Origin of the sequence: Citrobacter sp. MGH100 (genome assembly GCF_001034465.1) — a bacterium.
GTDB classification, from domain to species: Bacteria; Pseudomonadota; Gammaproteobacteria; order Enterobacterales; family Enterobacteriaceae; genus Citrobacter; species Citrobacter youngae.
This window is the reverse complement of the sequence record NZ_KQ089801.1, coordinates 1,086,011-1,108,983: the sequence shown is the minus strand read 5'-3', so window position 1 is coordinate 1,108,983 and position 22,973 is coordinate 1,086,011. Positions and strand designations below refer to the sequence as shown.

17 protein-coding genes and 1 pseudogene are annotated in these 22,973 nt (G+C 52.8%); 8 read left to right on the top strand and 10 right to left on the bottom strand.

Annotated elements, in window-relative coordinates:
* Nucleotides 1-135 precede the first annotated feature (135 nt).
* The gene (locus tag SK32_RS16910; protein WP_048213340.1) at nucleotides 136-1,623 is read left to right on the top strand and encodes a UxaA family hydrolase; all 1,488 of its coding nucleotides are present in this window, start codon (nucleotides 136-138) and stop codon (nucleotides 1,621-1,623) included.
* A 134-nt stretch (nucleotides 1,624-1,757) separates the two neighbouring features.
* The gene (locus SK32_RS16905; protein WP_048213339.1) at nucleotides 1,758-2,312 is read left to right on the top strand and encodes a YgjV family protein; all 555 of its coding nucleotides are present in this window, start codon (nucleotides 1,758-1,760) and stop codon (nucleotides 2,310-2,312) included.
* A gap of 16 nt (nucleotides 2,313-2,328) precedes the next feature.
* Here the strand turns inward: SK32_RS16905 and sstT are convergent, their stop codons facing one another.
* The 4 genes from sstT to SK32_RS16885 all read right to left on the bottom strand — a co-directional run bounded on the left by sstT (nucleotide 2,329) and on the right by SK32_RS16885 (nucleotide 6,626).
* Nucleotides 2,329-3,573 carry a serine/threonine transporter SstT gene (sstT, locus tag SK32_RS16900; protein WP_048213338.1) on the bottom strand — a complete coding sequence of 415 codons (1,245 nt, stop codon included), beginning with the start codon at nucleotides 3,571-3,573 and terminating at the stop codon, nucleotides 2,329-2,331.
* Nucleotides 3,574-3,815: 242 nt separating this feature from the next.
* Entirely contained in the window at nucleotides 3,816-4,784 is a 969-nt protein-coding gene (locus tag SK32_RS16895; RefSeq protein ID WP_048213337.1) for a TerC family protein, read from the bottom strand.
* 270 nt (nucleotides 4,785-5,054) lie between these two features.
* Entirely contained in the window at nucleotides 5,055-6,053 is a 999-nt protein-coding gene (locus SK32_RS16890) for a Gfo/Idh/MocA family protein (RefSeq protein WP_048213336.1), read from the bottom strand.
* Between the two features lie 69 nt (nucleotides 6,054-6,122).
* Nucleotides 6,123-6,626 carry a M48 metallopeptidase family protein gene (locus SK32_RS16885; protein ID WP_048213335.1) on the bottom strand — a complete coding sequence of 168 codons (504 nt, stop codon included), beginning with the start codon at nucleotides 6,624-6,626 and terminating at the stop codon, nucleotides 6,123-6,125.
* Between the two features lie 84 nt (nucleotides 6,627-6,710).
* Between SK32_RS16885 and rlmG the strand changes: the two genes are divergently transcribed.
* Complete coding sequence (gene rlmG, locus SK32_RS16880; RefSeq protein WP_048213334.1) at nucleotides 6,711-7,847, top strand: 23S rRNA (guanine(1835)-N(2))-methyltransferase RlmG; 1,137 nt, start codon at nucleotides 6,711-6,713, stop codon at nucleotides 7,845-7,847.
* Nucleotides 7,848-7,901: 54 nt separating this feature from the next.
* Here the strand turns inward: rlmG and SK32_RS16875 are convergent, their stop codons facing one another.
* The 3 genes and pseudogenes from SK32_RS16875 to ygjG all read right to left on the bottom strand — a co-directional run bounded on the left by SK32_RS16875 (nucleotide 7,902) and on the right by ygjG (nucleotide 11,917).
* Entirely contained in the window at nucleotides 7,902-9,920 is a 2,019-nt protein-coding gene (locus SK32_RS16875; RefSeq protein ID WP_048213333.1) for an NADPH-dependent 2,4-dienoyl-CoA reductase, read from the bottom strand.
* Nucleotides 9,921-10,065: 145 nt separating this feature from the next.
* Nucleotides 10,066-10,467 (bottom strand): annotated as a pseudogene (locus SK32_RS16870) (MGH1-like glycoside hydrolase domain-containing protein); the annotation flags it as partial.
* A 70-nt stretch (nucleotides 10,468-10,537) separates the two neighbouring features.
* Complete coding sequence (gene ygjG, locus SK32_RS16865; RefSeq protein ID WP_167335587.1) at nucleotides 10,538-11,917, bottom strand: putrescine aminotransferase; 1,380 nt, start codon at nucleotides 11,915-11,917, stop codon at nucleotides 10,538-10,540.
* A 430-nt stretch (nucleotides 11,918-12,347) separates the two neighbouring features.
* Here ygjG and SK32_RS16860 point away from each other — a divergent pair, with 430 nt between their 5' ends.
* Nucleotides 12,348-13,868 carry a methyl-accepting chemotaxis protein gene (locus SK32_RS16860; RefSeq protein ID WP_048213331.1) on the top strand — a complete coding sequence of 507 codons (1,521 nt, stop codon included), beginning with the start codon at nucleotides 12,348-12,350 and terminating at the stop codon, nucleotides 13,866-13,868.
* 317 nt (nucleotides 13,869-14,185) lie between these two features.
* Complete coding sequence (locus SK32_RS16855; RefSeq protein ID WP_048213330.1) at nucleotides 14,186-15,751, top strand: methyl-accepting chemotaxis protein; 1,566 nt, start codon at nucleotides 14,186-14,188, stop codon at nucleotides 15,749-15,751.
* Here the strand turns inward: SK32_RS16855 and SK32_RS16850 are convergent.
* Nucleotides 15,748-16,431, bottom strand: coding sequence for a PadR family transcriptional regulator (locus SK32_RS16850; protein WP_048213329.1), 684 nt, complete (start codon nucleotides 16,429-16,431; stop codon nucleotides 15,748-15,750). The two genes, SK32_RS16855 and SK32_RS16850, sit on opposite strands and share 4 nt — an antisense overlap.
* A gap of 238 nt (nucleotides 16,432-16,669) precedes the next feature.
* Between SK32_RS16850 and SK32_RS16845 the strand changes: the two genes are divergently transcribed.
* Nucleotides 16,670-17,452, top strand: a complete 783-nt coding sequence (locus SK32_RS16845) for a siderophore-interacting protein (protein ID WP_048213328.1) — start codon at nucleotides 16,670-16,672, stop codon at nucleotides 17,450-17,452.
* Here the strand turns inward: SK32_RS16845 and SK32_RS16840 are convergent.
* Entirely contained in the window at nucleotides 17,449-18,297 is an 849-nt protein-coding gene (locus SK32_RS16840; protein WP_040230561.1) for a helix-turn-helix domain-containing protein, read from the bottom strand. The genes SK32_RS16845 and SK32_RS16840 overlap by 4 nt on opposite strands.
* 67 nt (nucleotides 18,298-18,364) lie before the next feature.
* Between SK32_RS16840 and cfa the strand changes: the two genes are divergently transcribed.
* Nucleotides 18,365-19,519: a cyclopropane fatty acyl phospholipid synthase gene (gene cfa / locus SK32_RS16835; protein WP_048213327.1), complete on the top strand. Its 1,155-nt coding sequence runs from the start codon at nucleotides 18,365-18,367 to the stop codon at nucleotides 19,517-19,519.
* A 90-nt stretch (nucleotides 19,520-19,609) separates the two neighbouring features.
* On the opposite strand, the gene SK32_RS16830 is transcribed toward cfa, so the two are convergent.
* Nucleotides 19,610-21,268, bottom strand: a complete 1,659-nt coding sequence (locus tag SK32_RS16830; protein WP_048213326.1) for a glycerone kinase — start codon at nucleotides 21,266-21,268, stop codon at nucleotides 19,610-19,612.
* Nucleotides 21,269-21,830: 562 nt separating this feature from the next.
* Here SK32_RS16830 and SK32_RS16825 point away from each other — a divergent pair.
* Nucleotides 21,831-22,928, top strand: a complete 1,098-nt coding sequence (locus SK32_RS16825) for a glycerol dehydrogenase (protein ID WP_005131422.1) — start codon at nucleotides 21,831-21,833, stop codon at nucleotides 22,926-22,928.
* Nucleotides 22,929-22,973 lie beyond the last annotated feature (45 nt).

The window sequence follows — 22,973 nt, the reverse complement described above, 5'->3', positions numbered from 1 at the left end:
TTGCCAGTTTGAACCTGGGCAGTGCTCAAAATCCTCACGTACTGCGTGTACGCCCCGGTTTTTGCGCGCTGTCCGTGTCCAAACTGGCTGCGACAATATACGCCTACTGAGATAGGCTCTAAGGTCCGGGTTGATATGCAATACATCAAGATCCATGCGCTGGATAACGTCGCGGTAGCGCTCGCTGATTTGGCTGAAGGGACGGAAGTTACCGTTGATGGTCAGGTCGTCACCCTGCGCCAGGCGGTGACTCGCGGTCATAAATTCGCTTTACGCGATATTGCGAAAGGCGAAAACGTCATTAAATACGGTTTGCCAATCGGCCATACGCTGGCGGACGTTGCGGCGGGTGAGCATATTCATGCTCATAACACGCGCACCAATCTGAGCGACCTGGACACGTATCGCTACCAACCTGATTTCCAGCCGGAAGTCGCGCAACCTGCCGATCGCGATGTGCAGATTTATCGTCGCGCGAACGGTGACGTTGGGGTGCGTAATGAACTGTGGATCCTGCCAACCGTAGGCTGCGTCAACGCCATGGCGCGCCAGATGCAGAACCGTTTCCTGAAAGAAACGAATGACGCTGACGGTATCGACGGCGTGCATCTCTTCAGCCACACCTACGGCTGCTCGCAGCTTGGCGATGACCACATCAACACTCGCACCATGCTGCAAAACATGGTGCGTCACCCGAATGCGGGGGCGGTGCTGGTGGTTGGCCTCGGTTGTGAAAACAACCAGGTGGATGCTTTCCGCGAAACGTTAGGGGAGTATGATCCTGACCGCGTTCACTTTATGGTCTGCCAGCATCAGGAAGACGAAGTGGAAGCAGGGATTGAACATCTCCATCAGCTGTACAACGTGATGCGTAACGATAAGCGCGAGCCGGGTAAACTCGGCGAGCTGAAGTTTGGTCTGGAATGTGGCGGCTCTGACGGCTTGTCCGGGATCACCGCTAACCCGATGCTGGGACGTTTCTCTGACTACGTGATCGCCAACGGCGGGACTACCGTGCTGACTGAAGTTCCGGAGATGTTCGGTGCCGAGCAGCTATTAATGGACCACTGCCGCGATGAAGAAACCTTCGGTAAGCTGGTGACCATGGTCAATGACTTCAAGCAATACTTCATTGCTCACGACCAGCCGATCTACGAGAACCCATCGCCGGGGAACAAAGCGGGTGGTATCACCACGCTGGAAGATAAATCACTGGGCTGTACACAGAAAGCGGGTTCCAGCAAAGTTGTCGATGTACTACGCTACGGTGAACGCCTGAAAACGCCTGGTCTGAATCTGTTAAGTGCTCCGGGTAATGACGCCGTTGCGACCAGTGCGCTGGCGGGGGCCGGCTGTCATATGGTGTTGTTCAGTACCGGGCGCGGTACACCGTACGGCGGTTTTGTACCGACGGTGAAAATCGCGACCAACAGCGAGCTGGCCGCGAAGAAAAAGCATTGGATCGATTTTGATGCCGGGCAGCTAATCCACGGTAAAGCGATGCCGCAATTGCTGAACGAGTTTGTCGATACCATCGTTGAGTTTGCTAACGGCAAGCAAACCTGCAATGAGCGCAACGATTTCCGGGAACTCGCGCTGTTTAAGTCGGGAGTGACGCTGTAATAAATCCCTGATGGTGCCTGCAGGTCTGCGCAAACCGTAGGCCTGATAAGCGTAGCGCCATCAGGCACAAACCGTTGCCGGATGCTGGCGAACGCGCCTTATCCGGCCTACAAAATGGAGTTGGGGTTGCTTGCATGACCGCGTATTGGCTGGCCCAGGGCGTAGGTGTCATCGCCTTTCTGATCGGTATTACCACTTTTTTTAATCGTGACGAGCGCCGGTTCCGGCTACAGCTCGCCGTCTATAGCGCCACCATTGGCGTGCATTTTTTCCTGATGGGGGCCTGGCCCGCGGGAATGAGCGCTGAGCTTAATACCATCCGCACGCTCGTCTCAATGCATACCCGCAAACTGTGGGTAATGACCGTTTTTATTGTCCTCACGCTGGTTCTTGGGTTGGCAAAATTGCAGCATGCTATGGAGCTACTGCCTATTATTGGCACGCTTGCCAGTACCTGGGCACTGTTTCGTTGCAAAGGGCTAACCGTGCGCTGTGTGATGTGGTGTGCAACCGCCTGCTGGGTTGTTCATAATTTCTGGTTAGGATCGATTGGCGGGACGATGATCGAAGGCAGCTTTCTGGTGATGAACGGCCTGAACATTATCCGCTTTCGGCGGATGCAAAAGCGCGGAATTGATCCGTTCAAAATTGAAAAAAGCGTACAGCAAGATAACCCCTCCGCCCGCTGACGGAGGGGAGAAACGATTAGCCGCGCAGGGAGTTGTTTGCCAGACGCTCGTCTTCAGCCTGGCAGGCTGCTGCGGTAAACAACACGTCAGTAGAAGAGTTCAGCGCCGTTTCACAGGAATCCTGCAATACACCGATGATAAAGCCAACGGCCACCACCTGCATGGCGATGTCATTCGGGATACCGAACATATTGCACGCCAGCGGGATCAGCAGCAGGGAGCCACCCGCTACGCCCGATGCGCCGCAGGCGCACAGCGACGCCACCACGCTCAGCAACAGCGCCGTCGGTAAATCAACCGGGACTCCCAGCGTATTCACCGCCGCCAGCGTCAGTACGGTAATGGTGATCGCCGCGCCCGCCATATTGATGGTGGCGCCCAGCGGGATAGATACCGAGTAGGTGTCACGGTCCAGATTCAGCTTCTCACACAGCGCCATATTCACCGGAATGTTGGCGGCAGAGCTGCGGGTAAAGAAAGCGTACACGCCGCTTTCGCGCAGACAGGCCAGCACCAGCGGATACGGGTTACGGCGAATTTTCCAGAATACCAGCAGCGGGTTGACCACCAGTGCCACCAGCAGCATACAGCCGACCAGCACGGTCAGCAGTTGAGCGTAGCCCCACAGTGTGGCAAAACCGGTGGTTGCCAGCGTGGAGGAGACCAGACCGAAGATGCCGATCGGGGCGAAACGGATCACCAGCTTCACCATAAAGGTGACGGCATTGGACATATCATTGACCAGATTTTTGGTCGTTTCATTACCGTGGCGCAGCGCAAAGCCCAGACCGACGGCCCAGACCAGAATACCGATATAGTTGGCGTTAACCAGGGCATCAATGGGGTTAGAAACCATGCTCATCAGCAGGCTACGCATCACTTCAACAATACCGGATGGCGGCACGATATCGCCAGCGCTGCTGGAAAGGTGCAGTGTCGACGGGAAGGCGAAGCTGAAAACGACGGCCGCTAACGCGGCTGAAAACGTTCCGAGCAGGTAGAGGAACAGAATCGGGCGGATATTGGTTTTTTGCCCGTGCTGGTGGTTGGCGATAGAGGCCATGACCAGCATCAAAACCAGAATTGGCGCGACGGCTTTTAATGCGCCGACGAACAGCGTACCCAGCAGACCAACGGCTTCTGCCGCAGGTTTTGACACCAGTGCGAGTAAAATCCCCAGTACCAGGCCAATCAAAATTTGTTTAACCAGGCTCCCTTGTGCCAAACGCGAGAGTAGCCCCGATGAACGTTGCGTAGTCATGTCGTGATCCTTTCATTGTGTTGTTGCTCATCCATCGTGCGCTCTTACGACGCATCTTTCTGGATGTAACAAAGTGTTTGCGTGGTTGAGTATAAGGAAAGATAACGCTTCGGGAAGAGAAATATCCTGGATTCCCCGTTGAGATCATATTTTATAACTTTGAATTAACATTGTTTTGACATGATGAACAAAAAGCCCGACGCACATAGTGTGCCGTCGGGCTTTTCAGCTAGCAGATAACCTTACTGTATTTGCTGCTTTTTATCGTGCTGGTGGTTGACCCACGCGTTCACAATCAGCGTTACAAACAGAATACCGAACACTACGCCTAACGAAATAGCGATCGGGATATGGTAGAAATCGACGATCAGCATCTTGATACCGATAAACACCAGGATGACCGCCAGACCGTACTTCAGCATGGAGAAACGCTCCGCCACACCTGCCAGCAGGAAGTACATCGCACGCAGCCCCAAAATAGCAAACAGGTTCGAGGTCAGCACGATGAACGGGTCGGTGGTAACGGCAAAGATAGCCGGAATACTGTCAACGGCGAAAATCACGTCGCTCAGCTCAACCAGGATCAATACCAGCATCAGCGGCGTCGCAAATAGCAGACCGTTTTTACGCACAAAGAATTTTTCGTCTTCAATGGTATCGGTCATACGTAAATGGCCGCGCAGCCAACGCACTAAGGGTTTGTCGCCAATACCGGAAGCGTCTTCTTTCGCCAGCGCCATCTTCACGCCGGTAAACAGCAGGAACGCGCCGAACACGTACAGCAGCCACTCAAACTGGGCGATAAGCCAACTGCCCGTGAAGATCATGATCGTACGTAATACAATCGCACCCAGTACGCCATACACCAGTACCCGACGCTGCAATGCAGGGGGGACGGAGAAGTAGCTGAACAGCATCAGCCAGACAAAGACGTTATCTACTGCCAGCGATTTTTCAATTAAATAGCCGGTAAGGAACGCCAGCGCCTGCGGGTCGGCAACGGCGCGGCCCTGAGTCTCAGCCAGGTACCACCAGAATGCCGCGTTAAACAGCAACGACAACGTTACCCAGACGATTGACCAGGCCGCGGCCTGCTTCATCGACATCGTATGTGCGCCACGACGACCCTGTAGCAGCAGATCGATGGCCAGCATAATGACCACCACAACAGCGAAGCCACCCCATAACAACGGTGTGCCGACAGTATTCATTTTATTTCCCCATGCATAAAAAAACGGCCAACGCCGAATGACGTTAGCCGCTGCTTTTTATGCATAGACCTTGCCATTCGGCAAGGTCTCACTTACAACAACAAAGGAATACGATGGCGTATTCCTTTGTTATCGCCCGGTGACCGGATGTGGTTTTTCACACATCGTAATGACGATCAACCGACAACGAAGTTACTCCCCTTTGCGGGTTACAAAATATTACAGGCCATGCATTCAGTCAATGGCCTGCAACATTCGTTTTACACACATTTACGCAGTCAGCGAGGTTACCGCTTCGTCTGCCGGGAAAACCACGCCGGTCTGGCGGCGAATCTCCGTTTGTAGTTTAGCGGTGATACGGCTGACGGCCAGTGCCGGGTGATCCACTTCGCCGGATTCAACCAAATGAGCAAACGCCTCTGCCTCATACAGCATAGTATTGATGTGCTGAGGCACCGTAAGATCCTGCGTTTTGCCCCCGCGCGGAATAAAGCACACTTTCTGACACTCGGAAATCTTCTCGATAACCAGTGACCCTGATTCGCCCTGAATTTCGCTGGCCAGTACGGAATCACTGACTTTCGAGTGCTGCAACGTGACGCTAAAATCGCCGTAATTGAGTACGACCACGCCGTGGGCATCCACGCCGCTTTCCAGCAGGCTGGCGCTGGCCTGAACGCTCAGTGGTTCGCCCCACAGCGCAACCGCCGAGGCCAGGCAGTAAAAACCGATATCCATAATCGAGCCATTGGAGAACGCCGGATTAAACGTATTGGGATTTTCACCGTCGAGATAGCGCTGGTAACGCGAGGAGTACTGGCAGTAATTGATAAACGCTTTTCTGATTCTTCCAACTTTGGGAAGCGATTCCTGTAACAGCAGGAAGTTAGGCAGGCTGGCGGTCTTAAATGCTTCAAACAGCACCACCTGGTTTTCACGCGCGCAGGCGATAGCGGCTTCGGCTTGCGCCAGGTTTGAGGCCAGCGGTTTCTCGCAAATGACATGCTTTTTGTGCTGTAGAAACAGCGTTGTCTGCGGGAAGTGCAGAGAGTTCGGACTGGCAATGTAAACGGCATCAATCGCGTCGCTTTGCGCCATGGCTTCCAGCGAGGTAAACAGATGCTCGACGGGGTAATCGTTGGCGAAGGTCTGTGCCTGTTCAAGGCTACGGGAATACACTGCGGTTAACTTATATTTGCCGGTTTCATGGGCGGCATCGACAAACTGGCGGGTGATCCAGTTTGTGCCAATTACTGCGAAACGTATCATAAAGGCCTTCAGGCTGCGAAAAGGGATCCTTGCGTCAATTTAGCATGCCCTGAAGACAAAGCCAGTGCGCTACGGCGCAGTTTGCTTTAACGATTGTTGCGTTAACCACAGGCGGGTATCGAACTCCAGTTGGTGATACTGAGGCTCCATATGGCAGCAGAGCTGGTAAAACGCTTTGTCGTGCTCTTTTTCTTTCAGATGCGCCAGTTCATGCACGACGATCATGCGTAAAAAGGGTTCGGGGGCATTGCGAAAAACGGTCGCCACGCGGATTTCCGCTTTGGCTTTGAGCTTGCCACCCTGCACGCGGGAGACGGCAGTATGCAGTCCCAGCGCATTTTTCAGCACGTGTATCTTACTGTCATACATGACTTTATTCAGCGGCGGGGCGTTTCGCAGAAACTGATTTTTCAGATCCTGGGTATATTGCCAGAGCGCTTTGTCGGTCGCGAAGTCATGCGTACCCGGATAGCGCTTCTCCAGCACCGCCCCCAGACGCTGTTCAGCAATCAGCGTACGAACCTGGGAAAGTAAATTCTCCGGGTAGCCTTGCAGATAGGTCAACTGACTCATTAGTGCCCCATATAAAGTATAAAAAGTGTATACTCACGCACCCTTTTCAGGGATACGCCGAAATTTTACCATTCAGGAGGGCCGATGAGCCACATAGACAACGGTTTCCGTTCGCTGTCACTTAAACGTTTCCCGGAGACGGATGACGTTAACCCGCTGCTGGCGTGGGAAGCTGCAGATGAATATCTGCTGCAACAGCTGGACGATACCGAGATTAGCGGCCCGGTGCTTCTCCTGAATGATACTTTCGGCGCGCTGGGCTGTGCGCTGGCGGAACATACGCCGTATAGCATTGGCGACTCTTATCTCAGCGAGCTTGCCACACGCGAGAACCTGCGTCACAACGATATTGCCGAGTCGAGCGTCAAATTCCTCGACAGTACCGCTGAATATCCGCAGGCGCCGGGCGTGGTGCTGATTAAGCTGCCAAAAACCATGGCGCTGCTGGAACAGCAACTGCGCGCGCTGCGTGAAGTGGTGACGCCACAAACGCGCATCATCGCGGGCGCGAAGGCGCGCGATGTGCATACCTCGACGCTGGATCTGTTCGAAAAAGTGTTGGGGCCAACCACCACGACGCTGGCGTGGAAAAAAGCCCGTCTGATCAACTGTACGTTCAGCAAACCTGAGCTGGCCGCTGCCTCGCAAACGTTGAGCTGGAAGCTGGAAGGCACCGACTGGACCATCCACAACCACGCCAACGTCTTCTCCCGTACCGGGCTGGACATCGGCGCGCGCTTCTTTATGGAACATCTGCCGGAAAACCTGGAAGGCGAGATTGTCGATCTCGGTTGTGGCAACGGCGTGCTGGGCATGACGCTGCTGGCGAAGAATCCAGAAGCCAGCGTGGTGTTTGTTGATGAATCACCGATGGCGGTCGCTTCCAGCCGTCTTAACGTGGAAACCAACCTGCCGGACGCGCTGGATCGCAGCGAATTTATGATTAATAACGCGCTCTCCGGCGTAGAACCGTTCCGCTTCAACGCGGTGTTCTGCAACCCTCCATTCCACCAGAAGCATGCGTTGACCGATAATATCGCCTGGGAGATGTTCCACCACGCGCGCCGCTGCCTGAAAATCAATGGTGAACTGTACATCGTGGCCAACCGCCACCTCGACTACTTCCATAAGCTGAAGAAGATTTTCGGCAACTGCGTGACCATCGCCACCAATAATAAATTCGTGGTGCTGAAAGCGGTCAAAACCGGTCGTCGCCGCTAATCGCGTGTGCCGGATAGCAGCTAACGCCTTATCCGGCCTACGAAAGACGTGACGTTAAATTTCCAGTGCCAGTCGGGTGCCTTGTGCAATAGCGCGTCGGGCATCCAGTTCCATTGCCACATCGCAGCCGCCGATCAGATGCACCGTTTTACCTGCCGCGTGCAGCGGATCGACCAGTTCACGGCGTGGCTCTTGTCCGGCGCAAATCACCACGTGATCCACATTCAGGATCTGTAGCTCGCCGTTGATCATCACGTGTAACCCGTCATCATCGATCTTCTGATAGCTCACCGCCGGGATCATTTTTACGCCGCGTGAAAGCAGGGTAGCACGGTGGATCCATCCCGTTGTTTTGCCTAAACCTTGCCCTGGTTTACTGGCTTTACGCTGCAACATCACTATCTGGCGTGGGCTGCGGGGTAGATGTGGGCCTTCCGGACGTAAACCGCCGGGCTGTTGCAGACTGGTGTCGATTCCCCATTCCACGCAGAACTCGGCAATGTTCTGGCTGGTGGGATCGCCAGGCTGGCTCAGATACATGGCGGTATCAAAACCGATCCCGCCACAGCCAACGATCGCCACGCGTTTACCCACTGGCGTTTTATCGCGCAGGACGTCGAGATAGCTCAGCACTTTAGGGTGATCGATCCCCTCGATCGGCGGCATGCGCGGCTCGATCCCGCTGGCGAGGATCACTTCGTCGAAGGTGTGCAGATCGCGTGCGCTGACAAAGTGATTCAGTTTCAGCGTTACGCCAGTCACGTCGATCATCCGGCGGTAGTAGCGCAGGGTTTCATAGAATTCTTCCTTGCCGGGGATCTGTTTGGCGATATTAAACTGCCCGCCAATTTCGCCATATGCGTCAAACAGCGTAACGTGATGCCCGCGCGCGGCGGCATTAATGGCGAAGGCGAGACCCGCAGGGCCCGCGCCGACCACCGCCAGATTTTTCGGATGAGTGGCCGCAACGATCGGCATTTTGGTTTCATGGCAAGCGCGCGGATTGACCAGGCAAGAGGTGACTTTGCCGACGAAGATCTGATCCAGGCAGGCCTGGTTACAGCCGATACAGGTATTGATCTCATCCGCTCGTCCGCTTTGCGCTTTTGACAGCAGTTCGGCATCGGCGAGGAACGGGCGAGCCATCGACACCATATCGGCATCGCCACGGACCAGAATATCATCGGCGACTTGAGGATCGTTAATGCGGTTGGTGGTAACCAGTGGGATCGTCACATGCCCTTTCAGCTTTCGCGTCACCCAACTAAACGCGCCGCGCGGTACCGGGGTCGCGATAGTGGGAATACGCGCCTCATGCCAGCCAATACCGGTGTTAATAATGGTGGCGCCTGCAGCTTCTATCGCCTGTGCAAGCTGGACGGTTTCGTCGAAGGTTCCGCCGTTTTCCACCAGGTCGAGCATCGACAGGCGGAAGATAATGATAAAGTCATTGCCGGCGCGCTGGCGTACCGCCCGTACCACCTCAACGGCAAAACGCATGCGGTTGGCATACTCGCCGCCCCATTCATCATTACGCTGATTGGTGCGCAGAGTCAGGAATTCGTTGATCAGATACCCTTCGGATCCCATCACTTCCACGCCATCGTAGCCCGCTTCCCGCGCCAGTTGGGCGCAATGGGCAAAATCTTCAATCAGTTGCAGCACTTCATCGTGCGTCAGCTCATGCGGCGTAAAGCGGTTAATAGGGGCCTGAATGGCTGAAGGCGCAACCAGATGCGGTTGATAGCTGTAGCGACCAGTGTGCAGGATTTGCAGGGCGATTTTGCCACCTTCATCGTGAACCGCATCGGTAATGACGCGATGGTGTGCGAGCTGGCTGGTGTCGTTCAGCATCGCGCCACCTTCCATTCCCACGCCGGAAAGCGCAGGCGCAATGCCTCCGCTCACAATTAACGCTACGCCGTGACGAGCGCGCTCGGCGTAGAACGCGGCCAGCCGTTCTGCACCGTCGGGATACTCCTCCAGCCCGGTATGCATTGAACCCATCAGCACGCGGTTTTTAAGCGTGGTGAATCCCAAATCGAGCGGGGCGAACAGCGACGGATAGCTCATAAAGGTGTCCAGTATGTAAAATTATTGTTATGTGGTCGGATGAGTTACTAATTTAGCCGTCGCCGCGTAAAAGGGAAAAGGGGAATGCCGTGATTGTGATGGGATTCAAAAAAGAGGCTCTCCTTTTCAGGAGAGCCAGTCGACGTTACTGCTGTTTAAGAAAATCGTTATACAGCATGTAGAGATGCGCGGCGCTCCAGGAGAAGTTAGGTGCGCCCTGCTGTGCGCCGGTCAACGGGTTGTAGTTTTCCTGAATTGGACCTTCTGCCGTCAGCCCTTTGGCATGCTGGAAGAAAGTATCGGCCAGTTTTAATGCTTCAGCGCGATAGCCATAACGCGCCATCCCTTTTAGCCCGAACCAGAACTGATCCTCCCAGACGCGTCCGCGCCAGTATATGTCCGCGCCGAAGGCCGGATTGGTCAGTGCTGCGGTGCCAAGTGGGACATATGTGTTGAACTCTTTCGGATCGAGCATCACGCTAACTACCGCATCCGCATGGGATTGTGTGGCCGCACCGTTAAACAGCGGTGACCAGCCTTCCGGTCCTTAACCGGCCTACAAAGGAGGTCCTTTAGTAGACCGGATAAGATACGTTAGTATCGCCATCCGGCAGTGGTTAGACCTGCTCCACGCTCACCCGTAATGCGGCCAGGGCTTTGCGGGTTGATCGCAATACCAGTTCGCATTGCTCGATCGTTAATGTTAACGGCGGTTCAATACGGATCGTCTTCGCGTTATTCAGTGTTCCGGCGACCAGCACTCGCTGACGGAACATTTCACTGGCAAAGCTGTAGCCAATCTCATTATCGACAAACTCAATCGCCATCAGCATGCCTTTGCCGCGAACGTCGTGTACCAGATCCGGATATTCACGCGCCAGATGACGGAAACCATCCAGCAACATATCGCCTTTCTGCTCTGCCTGAGCGGGTAAATTTTGCTCCAGCAGGACGTTAATGGTCGCCAGCGCCGCCGCGCATGAGAGCGGGTTGCCACCGAACGTGGTGGTATGCAGGAAAGGATTGTCGAACAGGACGGAGAACACTTCTTCAGTGGCAATGGTCGCGCCAATTGGCATTACGCCACCCCCAAGCGCCTTGGCCAGACACAGAATGTCAGGCTGCACGTTTTCATGTTCGCAGGCGAACATCTTGCCGGTGCGCCCCATGCCGGTTTGCACTTCGTCGAGGATCATCAGCGCGCCAAACTCATCGCAAAGTTTACGTACCGCGGTTAAATACCCTTGCGGCGGCAGGATCACGCCTCCTTCCCCCTGGATTGGCTCCAGAATCACGGCGGCAACATCGTCGCCGGTCTTTTTGCATTCGCTCAGGACGGTGCGCATGGCATCAATATCGCCAAAAGGAACATGGCGGAAGCCCGGCAGCAGCGGCATAAACGGTTTGCGGAAGGTTGATTTAGCGGTGGCGGATAGCGACCCCAGCGATTTACCGTGGAAGGCTCCGCTGGTGGCAATAAATGTAAATTTACCGCGCGGCGATTGATACGCTTTCGCCAGTTTTAGCGCCGCTTCAACCGACTCGGTCCCACTGTTACTGAAGAAACTGTATTTCAGCTTTCCGGGAGCCAGTGCAGCAAGCGTTTTTGCCAGCATGGCCCGTAATGGGTCAAGTAATTCCTGGCTGTGCAGAGGTTGTTTCGCGAGTTGATTCTGTACGGCGGAGACCACTACTGGATTACGGTGCCCCACGTTGAAAATTCCAAAACCTCCCAGGCAATCGACAAACTCCTGTCCCTGGGTGTCGACAAGCGTATTCAGGCTTCCCGCTTGCCACTCTACGGCTCCGTAATCCCCGCCGGCAGTTACAGATTTTCTATACTCTAAGAACCCCGGATTGACATGCTCTTTGAAGTAATCAATCACCTCTCGGTTTAGTGCTTTCATTTCCTCATGATCAAGCGTTCGCTTCTCGATGAGATTCAGTGCGTGTGCGCTGCAGGCCAGAGCCGATGCGCTGGAAGGTAACCTGTTCAAAATATGCTCCCGGAGCTCGCGTATCACATGATACTGAATTAAGTATTGCAGGGATTGCGCCATCCCGACGCGCTTAACGAAAATCGGGATAAACACCAGGGAAGATCTTGCTTGTACAACATTTAATCTCAAACATTAACATTTGCTGGCATTTTGCCCAGGTTTACGCGCGTAAAACCGACGAGAAAAACGCGTTATTGCGCTAAAAGTGGGCAAAAATTGCACTATTGCAGTGCGCTGAGTGAAGGTGCATTGAATAGTTACGCAATGAAAGTATTTTAAATCAATGAATTAGAAAACATACAAATTTTGAGGTTTAATCGCAAATTGCGATCTAAATCAAATTTAACAACTAAAGTTAAAAAGATTAGCGCCGAAATAACATAAGCCGAAAGAGTTAACAACCAGATAACCTGCACAGGACGCAACCATGTCTTCTCATCCCTACGTTAGTCAGCAAAATACACCGCTGGATGATGATATCACCCTCATGTCGACCACCGATTTACAAAGCTATATCACCCATGCGAACGATACCTTTGTTCAGGTCAGCGGCTATCAGCTGAATGAATTGCTTGCTCAGCCGCACAACCTGGTTCGTCACCCGGACATGCCGAAAGCGGCGTTTGCGGATATGTGGTACACCCTGAAACAGGGGGAACCGTGGAGCGGTATTGTGAAAAACCGGCGGAAGAATGGCGATCACTACTGGGTGAGGGCCAATGCGGTGCCGATGGTGCGGGAAGGACGCGTAACCGGGTATATGTCGATCCGTACCCGGGCGACGGAAGCGGAAATCGCGGCGGTCGAACCTTTATATAAAGCACTCAATGAAGGCCGTTGTCATCGGCGCGTCCATAAGGGGCTGGTGGTACGTAAAGGCTGGTTGGGTAAACTCCCGTCGCTTCCGGTTCGCTGGCGGGTACGCAGTGTCATGGCTTTTATGTTTGTCATCCTGGCAACTGCGCTACAGCAGATGGGCGCTGAATGGCCGCAACTGTTGGTGAGCGCGCTGGTGATGATGCTGGCGACGGTTATTTTCGAATGGCAGATTGTGCGCCCCATTGAGAATGTTGCCCAGCAGGCACTGAAAGTCGCGACCGGTGAGCGCAACAGCGTGACCCATCTTAACCGTAGCGATGAACTGGGTCTGATGCTACGGGCGGTGGGGCAGCTAGGGTTAATGTGCCGTTGGCTTATTCATGACGTGTCGAGTCAGGTCAGTTGTGTGCGTAACGACAGTGAAACGCTGGCGAAAGGCAGCGATGATTTAAACAAGCATACGCAGCAGACGGTAGAAAATGTGCAGGAAACGGTCACCACCATGAATCAGATGGCGGCATCGGTGAAGCAAAACTCTGCGACAGCAGCGGCGGCTGACAAGCTGTCTATTGCCGCCAGCAGCGCAGCGACACAGGGCGGTGAGGCGATGGATACAGTCATTAAAACAATGGACGATATTGCCAACAGCACCCAACGGATCGGCACTATCACGACCCTGATTAACGATATCGCCTTCCAGACAAATATTCTGGCGCTGAATGCGGCGGTTGAAGCGGCCAGGGCTGGTGAACAAGGAAAAGGATTTGCGGTGGTGGCCGGAGAGGTACGCCATCTTGCCAGTCGTAGTGCAAGCGCAGCAAATGACATCCGTAAACTGATTGATGCCAGCGCCGACAAGGTGCAGTCCGGCTCCGATCAGGTTCATGCCGCAGGGCGGACAATGGATGATATTGTGGCGCAGGTCCAGAATGTGACGCAGTTGATTGCTCAAATCAGCCATTCAACGCTGGAGCAGTCAGATGGTCTTTCCAGCCTGACCCGTGCCGTAAATGAGTTGAGCAATATTACGCAGAAAAATGCCGAACTGGTCGAAGAGAGCGCGCAGATTTCAGCAATGGTGAAACATCGTGCCGGTCGCCTGGAAGATGCGGTGACCGTGCTGCATTAATTCTCACCCTATCCCATTTTCCCGCCAAACGCTTATCGTCCCCGGTAGGCGTTTTTGTAATGATTTTGTTAATCATATATTAAATAATACCACTTTGGTATTACGATTCTATTTTCCTTATTCCGTTCTGACCGCGAGTGTCCTGTTTTTAAATATTGTTAAATATCGCTTATATAACGATCGGTCTTGCTTTATTCATCGTCAAAAACTATTTCGTAACATTGGTGGAAATTAAAAAACGATCAATATCATAAAGTTAGATGAGTGTTGACCGATAAGGATATCTGTCTGAAGAAAACTGTCTCCAGGGAGAAAATATGTTCTTGCATAACGTAAAGATTCGCTCGAAATTATTTATCGCGTTTGGTTTGTTTATTGTACTGATGATGGTGAGTTCGGGCCTTTCGCTGTTGAGTCTGGATCGTAGTAACAGTGGGATGCAGAACATCATTACCAATGACTATCCGATTACGGTAAAAGCCAATCTGCTCATTGATAATTTTCAGGAGTTTGTCAGTACTCAACAATTGATGTTATTGGATGAGGAAGGCAAATGGACCCAGGCGTCCCAGAAAAAGCTCGATACCATCAGCCAGCAAATTTCTGCTCTGCTGGATGCGCTGAGTGCTGCACCTCTCAATGATGCATCCAAAAAAATTGTTGCGGATATCCGCGATGTGCGTGAGCAGTATCTGGCTTCCCGATTCCGCATTCTGCAGGCGCTGCAGAATCACGATCGCTCCGGTGCGATGCACGAGATGATGACCCGCACGGTGAATGTGCAGCAGGCGTATAAAGCAAAAGTGCAGGAATTGATCGCCATTGAAGATGCCCAGATGCAGAAGGCGGGCGCTCAGGTGGAATATGATTTCCACACCAATCGCGCGCTGTTGATTACTCTGGCGCTGATAAGCATTGCCGCCGGTTGTGTGATGGGGTGGTATATTGTGCGCTCAATTACCCGACCTCTTAATGAAGCTGTGCAGTTTGCCGAGGCGATTGCGCAGGGCGACCTTACTCGCAACATCAGTATGGAACAGAAGGATGAGACCGGTGTGCTGCTGCAAGCGCTGATGGCAATGAAAACCCGACTGTTAGAGATTGTCGAGGAAGTGCAAAACGGCTCCGAAAATATCTCTGCGGCGGCGGCGCAGATTGTCGCGGGTAATCAGGATTTGGCTGCGCGTACCGAAGAACAGGCAAGCTCGGTAGAACAGACAGCGGCGTCGATGGAACAAATTACAGCGACGGTCAAAACGACGGCAGACCATACCCATGAAGCGACGAAGCTGTCTACGGGAGCGGCGGCGGTCGTGAAAAACAACGGTGAGATGATGAATCAGGTGACGCAGAAAATACGCGTGATTAATGAAACCTCTAACCGTATGTCAGAGATTATCAACCTGATAGATTCGATTGCTTTTCAAACCAATATCTTGGCGCTGAATGCGGCTGTCGAAGCGGCGCGCGCCGGTGAGCATGGACGTGGTTTCGCGGTAGTAGCCGGAGAAGTGCGTCAACTGGCGCAAAAAAGCGCATCGTCTGCCAGTGAGATCCGCAATCTGATTGAAGACTCCACCAGTCAAACCCGGGAAGGACTGGTGCTGGTTGAAAAAGCCAACGCGTTGATCAATGGAATGGTCACTAACGTTGAAGAAATGGATGTGATATTGCGGGAAATCGGTCAGGCCAGCCGCGAGCAGACGGACGGTATTTCGCAGATTAACAGTGCGATTGGCCTTATCGACACCACCACGCAACAGAACTCCTGTCTGGTAGAGGAGTCCGTTGCGGCAGCGGCGTCATTAAACGAACAGGCATTACACTTAAAAGAGATGATTAAAGTGTTCCGCGTACGTAAAGAGGACGCGCAGCCTGCTTAATCAAGCTGGGTGATGTCCAGCGATGCGCGATCGATAATACCGATGATCTTCTTGATTTGCGCTTCGCTGGTGTCACCGTGATTGACCCGCAGATCCAGCACGGCTTTAAAATTCTCCAGTGCTCTTTTCATCTGTGGATTCTTGCGTAATTCAAAGCCGACACAGCGTGCTTTAATACGTTCGTGGATATGTTCCAGATGTTCCTGGTTCTCTTCCAGCCATTGCAGGCCTTGCTCGGTGATTGTGATTTGCTTACGTCCGCCTTCCTCGTCACGGATGGCGATAAGCGACTGATCCTGCAAGAAATCCAGTGTCGGGTAAATCACGCCCGGGCTTGGGGTGTAATTACCCTGAGTCAATGTTTCAATGGCTTTGATTAGCTCATAACCGTGACTGGCATCGCGGGTCAAAATATCGAGAATCACCAGCCGTAATTCGCCGTGGCCGAAGAAACGCTGACGTCGACCGCCACCGCCACCGCCGCCGCGACCGTGGCGGTGTCCGCAGCCATGCTCATGATGGTGTTCTTTGTTACAGCCTTCGTGATGACGTTTTTCACCTTTACAGCAACCTTCGTGGTGTTCGCTGTGATGACCTTCGTGGCGATGTCCTTCACCCTTACAGCAGCCTTCGTGCTGGTGTTCTGCATGTTTGCAGCACCCTTCATGATGATCTTGCATCATTCATCTCCTGACGTTATTTAGATATATCTAATTTATATCTAAACTTTTTCTATTTGCAAGTGCATGCAGGAATATTAATTTAATTTATTGATTTATATATATTTATTTTTTGTTTCGCGTTTGGGGTGCGCTATCCATACTCTATCAAAAAAGTTCTTGCAATATTCTCAATTAGCAATCATTATCATTTAAAATTTATTTAGATATATCTAATCTCTGTCACGAAGGCGAAAAAATGACAAATAACACTCCACGCTATCCACAGCGCGTTCGCAATGAGCTGCGCTTCCGTGAACTGACCGTCCTGCGGGTTGAACGTATCAGCGCGGGTTTCCAGCGCATTGTACTGGGCGGTGACGCTCTGGATGGTTTTAGCTCACATGGTTTTGACGACCACACCAAGGTCTTTTTCCCTGAGCCGGGCAGTCACTTTGTGCCGCCCGTAGTGACGGATGAGGTGATTGTCTGGCCGGAGGGTGTGCGTCCGGTATCCCGTGATTACACGCCGTTGTATGACCAGGCACGCCATGAACTGGCGCTGGATTTTTATATCCACGACGGCGGCGTGGCGAGTACGTGGGCGATGAATGCGCGTGAAGGTGACAAATTGACGATTGGCGGACCGCGTGGCTCGCTGGTGGTACCAGAAGATTATGCGTACCAGGTTTACGTGTGTGATGAATCTGGAATGCCTGCGCTACGTCGTCGGCTAGAGGCGATCGGTCGTTTAGCGGTACGTCCAAACGTGACGGCGCTGGTTAGCGTACACGATGCAGCGTATCAGGATTATTTCGCTCATCTCGATGGTTTTACGATTCAGTGGTTTGTCGGCCATGACGAACAGGCAGTGAATGATCAGCTTTCACAGCTGACCGTACCTGCACAGGATTATTTCATTTGGATAACTGGCGAAGGAAAAGTGGTGAAAAACCTGAGCGCCCGCTTTGCTACTGAGGCTTTCGATCAGCAGTTGGTGCGTGCCGCGGCTTACTGGCATCAACGTCGGAACGTTAATTAATAATGTGACGGTGAAACGCCAAACGCCTGGCGGAATGCATAACTAAACGCTGCGGTGCTTGAATATCCCACATCGAGCGCCACGGCGGTTACGCTTTTATTTTTCTTCAGCATGAGTACAGACTCCAGAATTCGCATTTTTTGCTTCCAGACGCTGAAGGGTAATCCGGTTTCTTTTTTGAAATGACGCGAAAAGGTACGGGCAGACATACCCAAATGTTGTGCCCAATACTCTACTGAATGTTCCAGCGCCGGTGACGCTTGTATTGTTCGGCACACATGGGTTAATTCACGATCCTGCGGCCAGGGTAATACAAAGGCGACCTCTGGTAATTGCAGAATAATGTCAACCAGCACACTGACCAGTTTGCCTTCTTTTGACTGGCTATCATAATGGCCTGAAATTGAATTCGTGGCGTAATGAATAAACTCTCTGGCGAAATCACTGATCGCCACGACTTTACACTCATGGATACTTTCTTCGAGAAAACCCGGTTTAATATCCAGATTCTCTAAATGCACATCATCCAGCGCCCAAACTGCATGCTCAGTATTATTAGGGATCCAGATGCCGTAATGCGCGGGGATTATCCAGCACTTGCCGGCGACATCAATGCGCATACTGCCTTTGCGGGCAAAATGAAACTGCATAAAAGCGTGTGAGTGCTGCGGAACATGGTGGTTGGCTTCCAGGACATAAGAGCGAAAGTAAACGTCCTGCGGCAGTTCTGCCATGGAATCGTCCGGGAAGGAATTCCAATGTTTTTGCGCGAGAGTTTCCATAAATAAATCGTCAATGCTCCCGGTGGTGTGGCCGCTGTTCGATAGATCTTGTCCGCAAATCATAATACATACATTCTTTTTTCCATAATAATCTTGCGTAATAATTAATACCCCACTTTTGGTAAATACCATGAACACGCTTTGTTCAGATGCTGTCATTGTCAATGAAACAAATGATAACTGGACCCGAATGGGAAAAGAGCTGCTCCAGCAAGCAGATATTCAGATCAATGGTTCCCGCCCCTGGGACATTCAACTTCATCATGCCGGTTTCTTTAAACGGGTGCTGCAACAAGGCTCCCTGGGGCTTGGCGAAAGCTATATGGAAGGCTGGTGGGACTGTGAACGCCTCGATGTTCTGTTCTGCAAAATTCTGAAAGCAAAACTCGACCAGCAAATGCCGGGAAATCTGAAAGATATATTACGTATTGCCAGCGCTCGCCTGTTTAATTTGCAGTCTCGCAGTCGTGCGTGGATTGTCGGTAAAGAACACTACGATATTGGCAACGATCTCTTTGCACTCATGCTGGATCCCCACATGCAATATTCCTGTGGCTACTGGAAAGAGGCAACCACTTTAGAAGACGCGCAAAACGCCAAATTAAAAATGATTTGCGAGAAGCTGCAACTGAAACCGGGTATGCGTTTACTCGATATTGGTTGTGGCTGGGGCGGGCTGGCCGAATATGCGGCGCGTCATTACGGCGTGGCGGTAGAAGGCGTCACTATCTCGAAAGAGCAGCAAAAAATGGCGCAGCAGCGCTGTGAAGGGCTGGACGTTAATATTCTGCTGCAGGATTATCGCGACCTCGATAAACACTACGATCGTATTGTCTCCGTGGGGATGTTTGAACACGTAGGGCCGAAAAACTACGACACCTATTTCAGCATCGCCGACCGTTGTTTAAAACCGGATGGGCTGTTCCTGTTACATACTATTGGTAGCAATAAAAAAGGGATGAGCGTCGATCCGTGGATCAATAAATATATTTTCCCGAATGGCTGCTTACCGGCGATTTCTCATATTGCTGAAGCGAGCGAGTCGCGATTCGTGATGGAAGACTGGCATAACTTTGGCAGTGACTATGATAAAACGCTGATGGCCTGGCATGCGCGGTTTAATCAGGCGTGGCCGGAGCTGTCATCGCGTTATTCCGCGACTTTCAGAAGGATGTTCAATTATTACCTGTGCGCTTGTGCTGGTGCGTTCCGCGCCAGAGATATTGAGCTGTGGCAAGTACTGTTTAGCCGCGGGGTAGAGGGCGGGATCCGCGTTTATCGTTAACGTTCTGCCGGATGTCGGCGTTGCCTTATCCGGCCTACAAAGCTTTGCACTCGTAGGCCTGATAAGCGCAGCGCATCAGGCACTTATGGCTTATCCCAACTCACTCTCTGCCAGCGCTTTAAACACCATTGCGACGGCGTGCGCGCCGGGGTCCATATTGCCCAGCAGGCTTTCGCCGCTGAGATACGATGCGCGGCCCGCATTGGCTTTGCTCGACAGACAGGTACGTTCTGCGCCTGCCTGTGCGGCGTCAAAAGCGGCTTGCAGGTTTTGCGGTTGTGCCAGCAGAGACGTCAGTGCGGGTTGCAGCGCGTCAATCATCGTACGGTCACCTTCGTCTGCACCACCGTAGAACTTCATCTGCGCCAGGCCCGTATTCAGCGCCTCGGCAACGTTAGCCCCTTGTTCGAGTTTCTGCCCGGCGGCGGTAAAGAAGATGGACATCAGTACGCCGCTGGACCCGCCCATCACCACGGTCAGGCGTTCGCCGATCAGGGCGAACAGCGTGGCAAGGTTATCCAGTGGCAGTCGCTGACGATGCAGCAGGTCAGCGATTTCACGCGCACCAGCGGCAAAAGTTGAACCCGTATCACCATCGCCTACTTTGGCATCCAGCGCGTTGAGGTGTGTTTCCAGATCGGAAAGCGTTCCGGTGACCTGCTCAATAATCCCGGCAACCAGCGTGTTGGCTGAGGGCTGGAATTCGACACGCGCGCTGCGCTGCGATGACGGCACACAGTTGATTTCGCGTGGTGGAACCGGGGTTGGCCAACTGCTGGTTTCTACTTCGGTTAACAGTGCTTTTTCGATGCTCTCTTCCAGTACGATGGCGGTCAGCGAGAAACCTTTCATATCCAGGGCGGTGACCAGCGAGGCCGGGCCAATCAGCCAGTCGATACGCGGATGCAGTGGGCTGTTTGCCAGTTCCCGAGTGATAATAGCCATTTCAGCAACGGACACGCCGCCCAGGTTATTAATCATTACTGCCAGACGGCCGGTTTCGGGCAGTGCCGCCAGCAGTTTATCCACCATCAAATTCACCACCTGCGCACTGTTTTGCGTGTCGATAACCGAAGCACCCGGTTCGCCGTGAATGCCCATGCCCAGTTCGGCATGGCCCGCATGATGGCGCGGTGCAGCGTCGGTTTCCTGCGGCAGGTGGCAACTGGAAATGGCGACACCCAGGCTGAAGGTGTTACTTGCTGCATACTGCGCTTCACGCAGGACGGTAGCGAGGTTGTAGCCGCGTTCAGCGAAATAGCCTGCCACTTTATGAACCAGGATAGTGCCCGCAATCCCGCGAGGATGCTTGTTATCCGGCAGGGAGATATCGTCGCCGACAATCAGCATTTCGACGTTATAGCCAAGGCGACGGGCTTTCTCGGCGGCGAGACCGAAATTAAGACGGTCACCGGTGTAATTTTTCACGATCAACAGACAGCCTGCCTCGCCGGTCACCGCCTGAATGGCGGTCAGTACCGCATCCACGCTCGGGGAGGCGAAAACGTCGCCACAGACCGCAGCGGTGAGCATACCTTTACCGATAAACCCAACGTGCGCGGGTTCGTGCCCTGAACCGCCGCCGGAAATGACCGCCACGTTATCTTTGTTGAGATCGCGACGTACCACGATGCGAATAGCCGGATCGCTTTCCAGACGCGCCAGATTGTTCCACGGACTGGTGATAATCGTACCGTCGATGACGTCGTTAACGAGTTGGGTACGCTGATTAAAAAAGAATTGAGACATAACGGCTCCTCGAGGTTGAGTGTAAGACAAACCCCCGAATGCATTGTCATGGTGCGGAGGCGATGGGGAGATTCTGGCGGAGTCAGCGTGGAAAAAAACAGCGGCAAAATGGGTTTCATTACGGAACGTAATTGTTATTTTTTGTTCCGTAATGGAACGCATTTGTGAGATGAACGATCACAATGCGAGCCCGCTCGACTTTTTTATCGCCTTTTCAGTGCTGGCCACACCGCACAGTAAACGTTTTGTTACTGCTTTTAACGGCGTCAGAGAGGGGAAAAGGGAATTTGATTTTCGCGTTCTGCAAGGATTTGTCGGAAAATGAACGGATCGGGATCGCAAACCTTAGTATTTTCAGGGTTAACCGTTTCAATATGGAACGCATGTCATTTTTATCTGTTTCATATCAGAACAAAAAGACGAATGATTTTTTTGTTCCCGCCTCGCCATACAGTTATTGCATCGCTCCGGTACCTCCCGTTTTCGCCGTTCGCAATAGGCTAAACAGGTTAACGCCAGGGCTCACCATGTAAAAACATGTACTTATTTGAGGATGAAAGGAATGCTAAAAGTTATTCAATCTCCAGCCAAATATCTCCAGGGTCCTGACGCTTCTACCTTATTTGGTCAATACGCTAAAAATCTGGCAGACAGCTTTTTCGTGATTGCAGATGACTTCGTCATGAAACTGGCGGGAGACAAAGTACTCAATGGCCTGCACAGCCACGGTATTAGTTGCCACGCGGAACGCTTCAATGGCGAATGCAGCCATGTTGAAATTAATCGCCTGATTGCCATTCTGAAGCAGCACGGTTGCCGTGGTGTGGTTGGGATTGGCGGTGGGAAAACGCTGGATACAGCCAAAGCGATCGGTTACTACCAGAAACTGCCGGTGGTGGTGATCCCAACTATCGCCTCAACTGATGCGCCAACCAGTGCGCTGTCTGTTATCTATACCGAAGCCGGTGAGTTCGAAGAATATCTGATCTACCCGAAAAACCCGGATATGGTTGTCATGGATACGGCAATTATCGCCAAAGCGCCGGTACGTCTGCTGGTAGCCGGGATGGGCGATGCGCTCTCGACCTGGTTTGAAGCAAAAGCGTGTTTTGATGCCAGAGCGACCAGCATGGCGGGAGGACAGTCCACGGCGGCGGCCCTGAGCCTGGCGCGCTTGTGCTATGATACGTTGCTGGCAGAAGGTGAAAAGGCTCGCCTGGCGGCGCAAGCTGGCGTGGTGACCGATGCTCTGGAACGTATCGTGGAAGCGAACACTTACCTCAGCGGCATCGGCTTTGAAAGCAGCGGTCTTGCAGGGGCGCATGCGATCCACAACGGCTTTACGATTCTGGAAGAGTGCCACCATTTGTACCACGGTGAAAAAGTCGCCTTTGGTACGCTGGCGCAACTGGTGCTGCAGAACAGCCCGATGGAAGAGATCGAAACGGTGCTGAATTTCTGCCAGAAAGTAGATCTGCCGGTAACGCTGGCGCAAATGGGCGTGAAAGACGGCATCGACGCTAAGATTATGGCCGTTGCGAAAGCCACCTGCGCGGAAGGTGAAACCATTCACAATATGCCGTTCCCGGTGACGCCTGAAAGCGTCCATGCCGCTATTCTGACGGCAGACCTGCTGGGACAGCAGTGGCTGGCACGTTAATCAGACGTCGGTAAGCCTTTTATTTGGCATCTTCTCCCCCTCTGG

What these genes read in the sequence shown, in the direction of transcription:
- SK32_RS16840 (WP_040230561.1), bottom strand. Translation starts at nt 18,297, where the DNA reads ATGATTTGCGGACAAGATCTATCGAACAGCGGCCACACCACCGGGAGC.
- SK32_RS16830 (WP_048213326.1), bottom strand. Translation starts at nt 21,268, where the DNA reads ATGTCTCAATTCTTTTTTAATCAGCGTACCCAACTCGTTAACGACGTC.
- SK32_RS16875 (WP_048213333.1), bottom strand. Translation starts at nt 9,920, where the DNA reads ATGAGCTATCCGTCGCTGTTCGCCCCGCTCGATTTGGGATTCACCACG.
- SK32_RS16855 (WP_048213330.1), top strand. Translation starts at nt 14,186, where the DNA reads ATGTTCTTGCATAACGTAAAGATTCGCTCGAAATTATTTATCGCGTTT.
- SK32_RS16825 (WP_005131422.1), top strand. Translation starts at nt 21,831, where the DNA reads ATGCTAAAAGTTATTCAATCTCCAGCCAAATATCTCCAGGGTCCTGAC.
- rlmG (WP_048213334.1), top strand. Translation starts at nt 6,711, where the DNA reads ATGAGCCACATAGACAACGGTTTCCGTTCGCTGTCACTTAAACGTTTC.
- SK32_RS16910 (WP_048213340.1), top strand. Translation starts at nt 136, where the DNA reads ATGCAATACATCAAGATCCATGCGCTGGATAACGTCGCGGTAGCGCTC.
- SK32_RS16860 (WP_048213331.1), top strand. Translation starts at nt 12,348, where the DNA reads ATGTCTTCTCATCCCTACGTTAGTCAGCAAAATACACCGCTGGATGAT.
- sstT (WP_048213338.1), bottom strand. Translation starts at nt 3,573, where the DNA reads ATGACTACGCAACGTTCATCGGGGCTACTCTCGCGTTTGGCACAAGGG.
- SK32_RS16850 (WP_048213329.1), bottom strand. Translation starts at nt 16,431, where the DNA reads ATGCAAGATCATCATGAAGGGTGCTGCAAACATGCAGAACACCAGCAC.
- SK32_RS16895 (WP_048213337.1), bottom strand. Translation starts at nt 4,784, where the DNA reads ATGAATACTGTCGGCACACCGTTGTTATGGGGTGGCTTCGCTGTTGTG.
- cfa (WP_048213327.1), top strand. Translation starts at nt 18,365, where the DNA reads ATGAACACGCTTTGTTCAGATGCTGTCATTGTCAATGAAACAAATGAT.
- SK32_RS16905 (WP_048213339.1), top strand. Translation starts at nt 1,758, where the DNA reads ATGACCGCGTATTGGCTGGCCCAGGGCGTAGGTGTCATCGCCTTTCTG.
- SK32_RS16890 (WP_048213336.1), bottom strand. Translation starts at nt 6,053, where the DNA reads ATGATACGTTTCGCAGTAATTGGCACAAACTGGATCACCCGCCAGTTT.
- SK32_RS16845 (WP_048213328.1), top strand. Translation starts at nt 16,670, where the DNA reads ATGACAAATAACACTCCACGCTATCCACAGCGCGTTCGCAATGAGCTG.
- SK32_RS16885 (WP_048213335.1), bottom strand. Translation starts at nt 6,626, where the DNA reads ATGAGTCAGTTGACCTATCTGCAAGGCTACCCGGAGAATTTACTTTCC.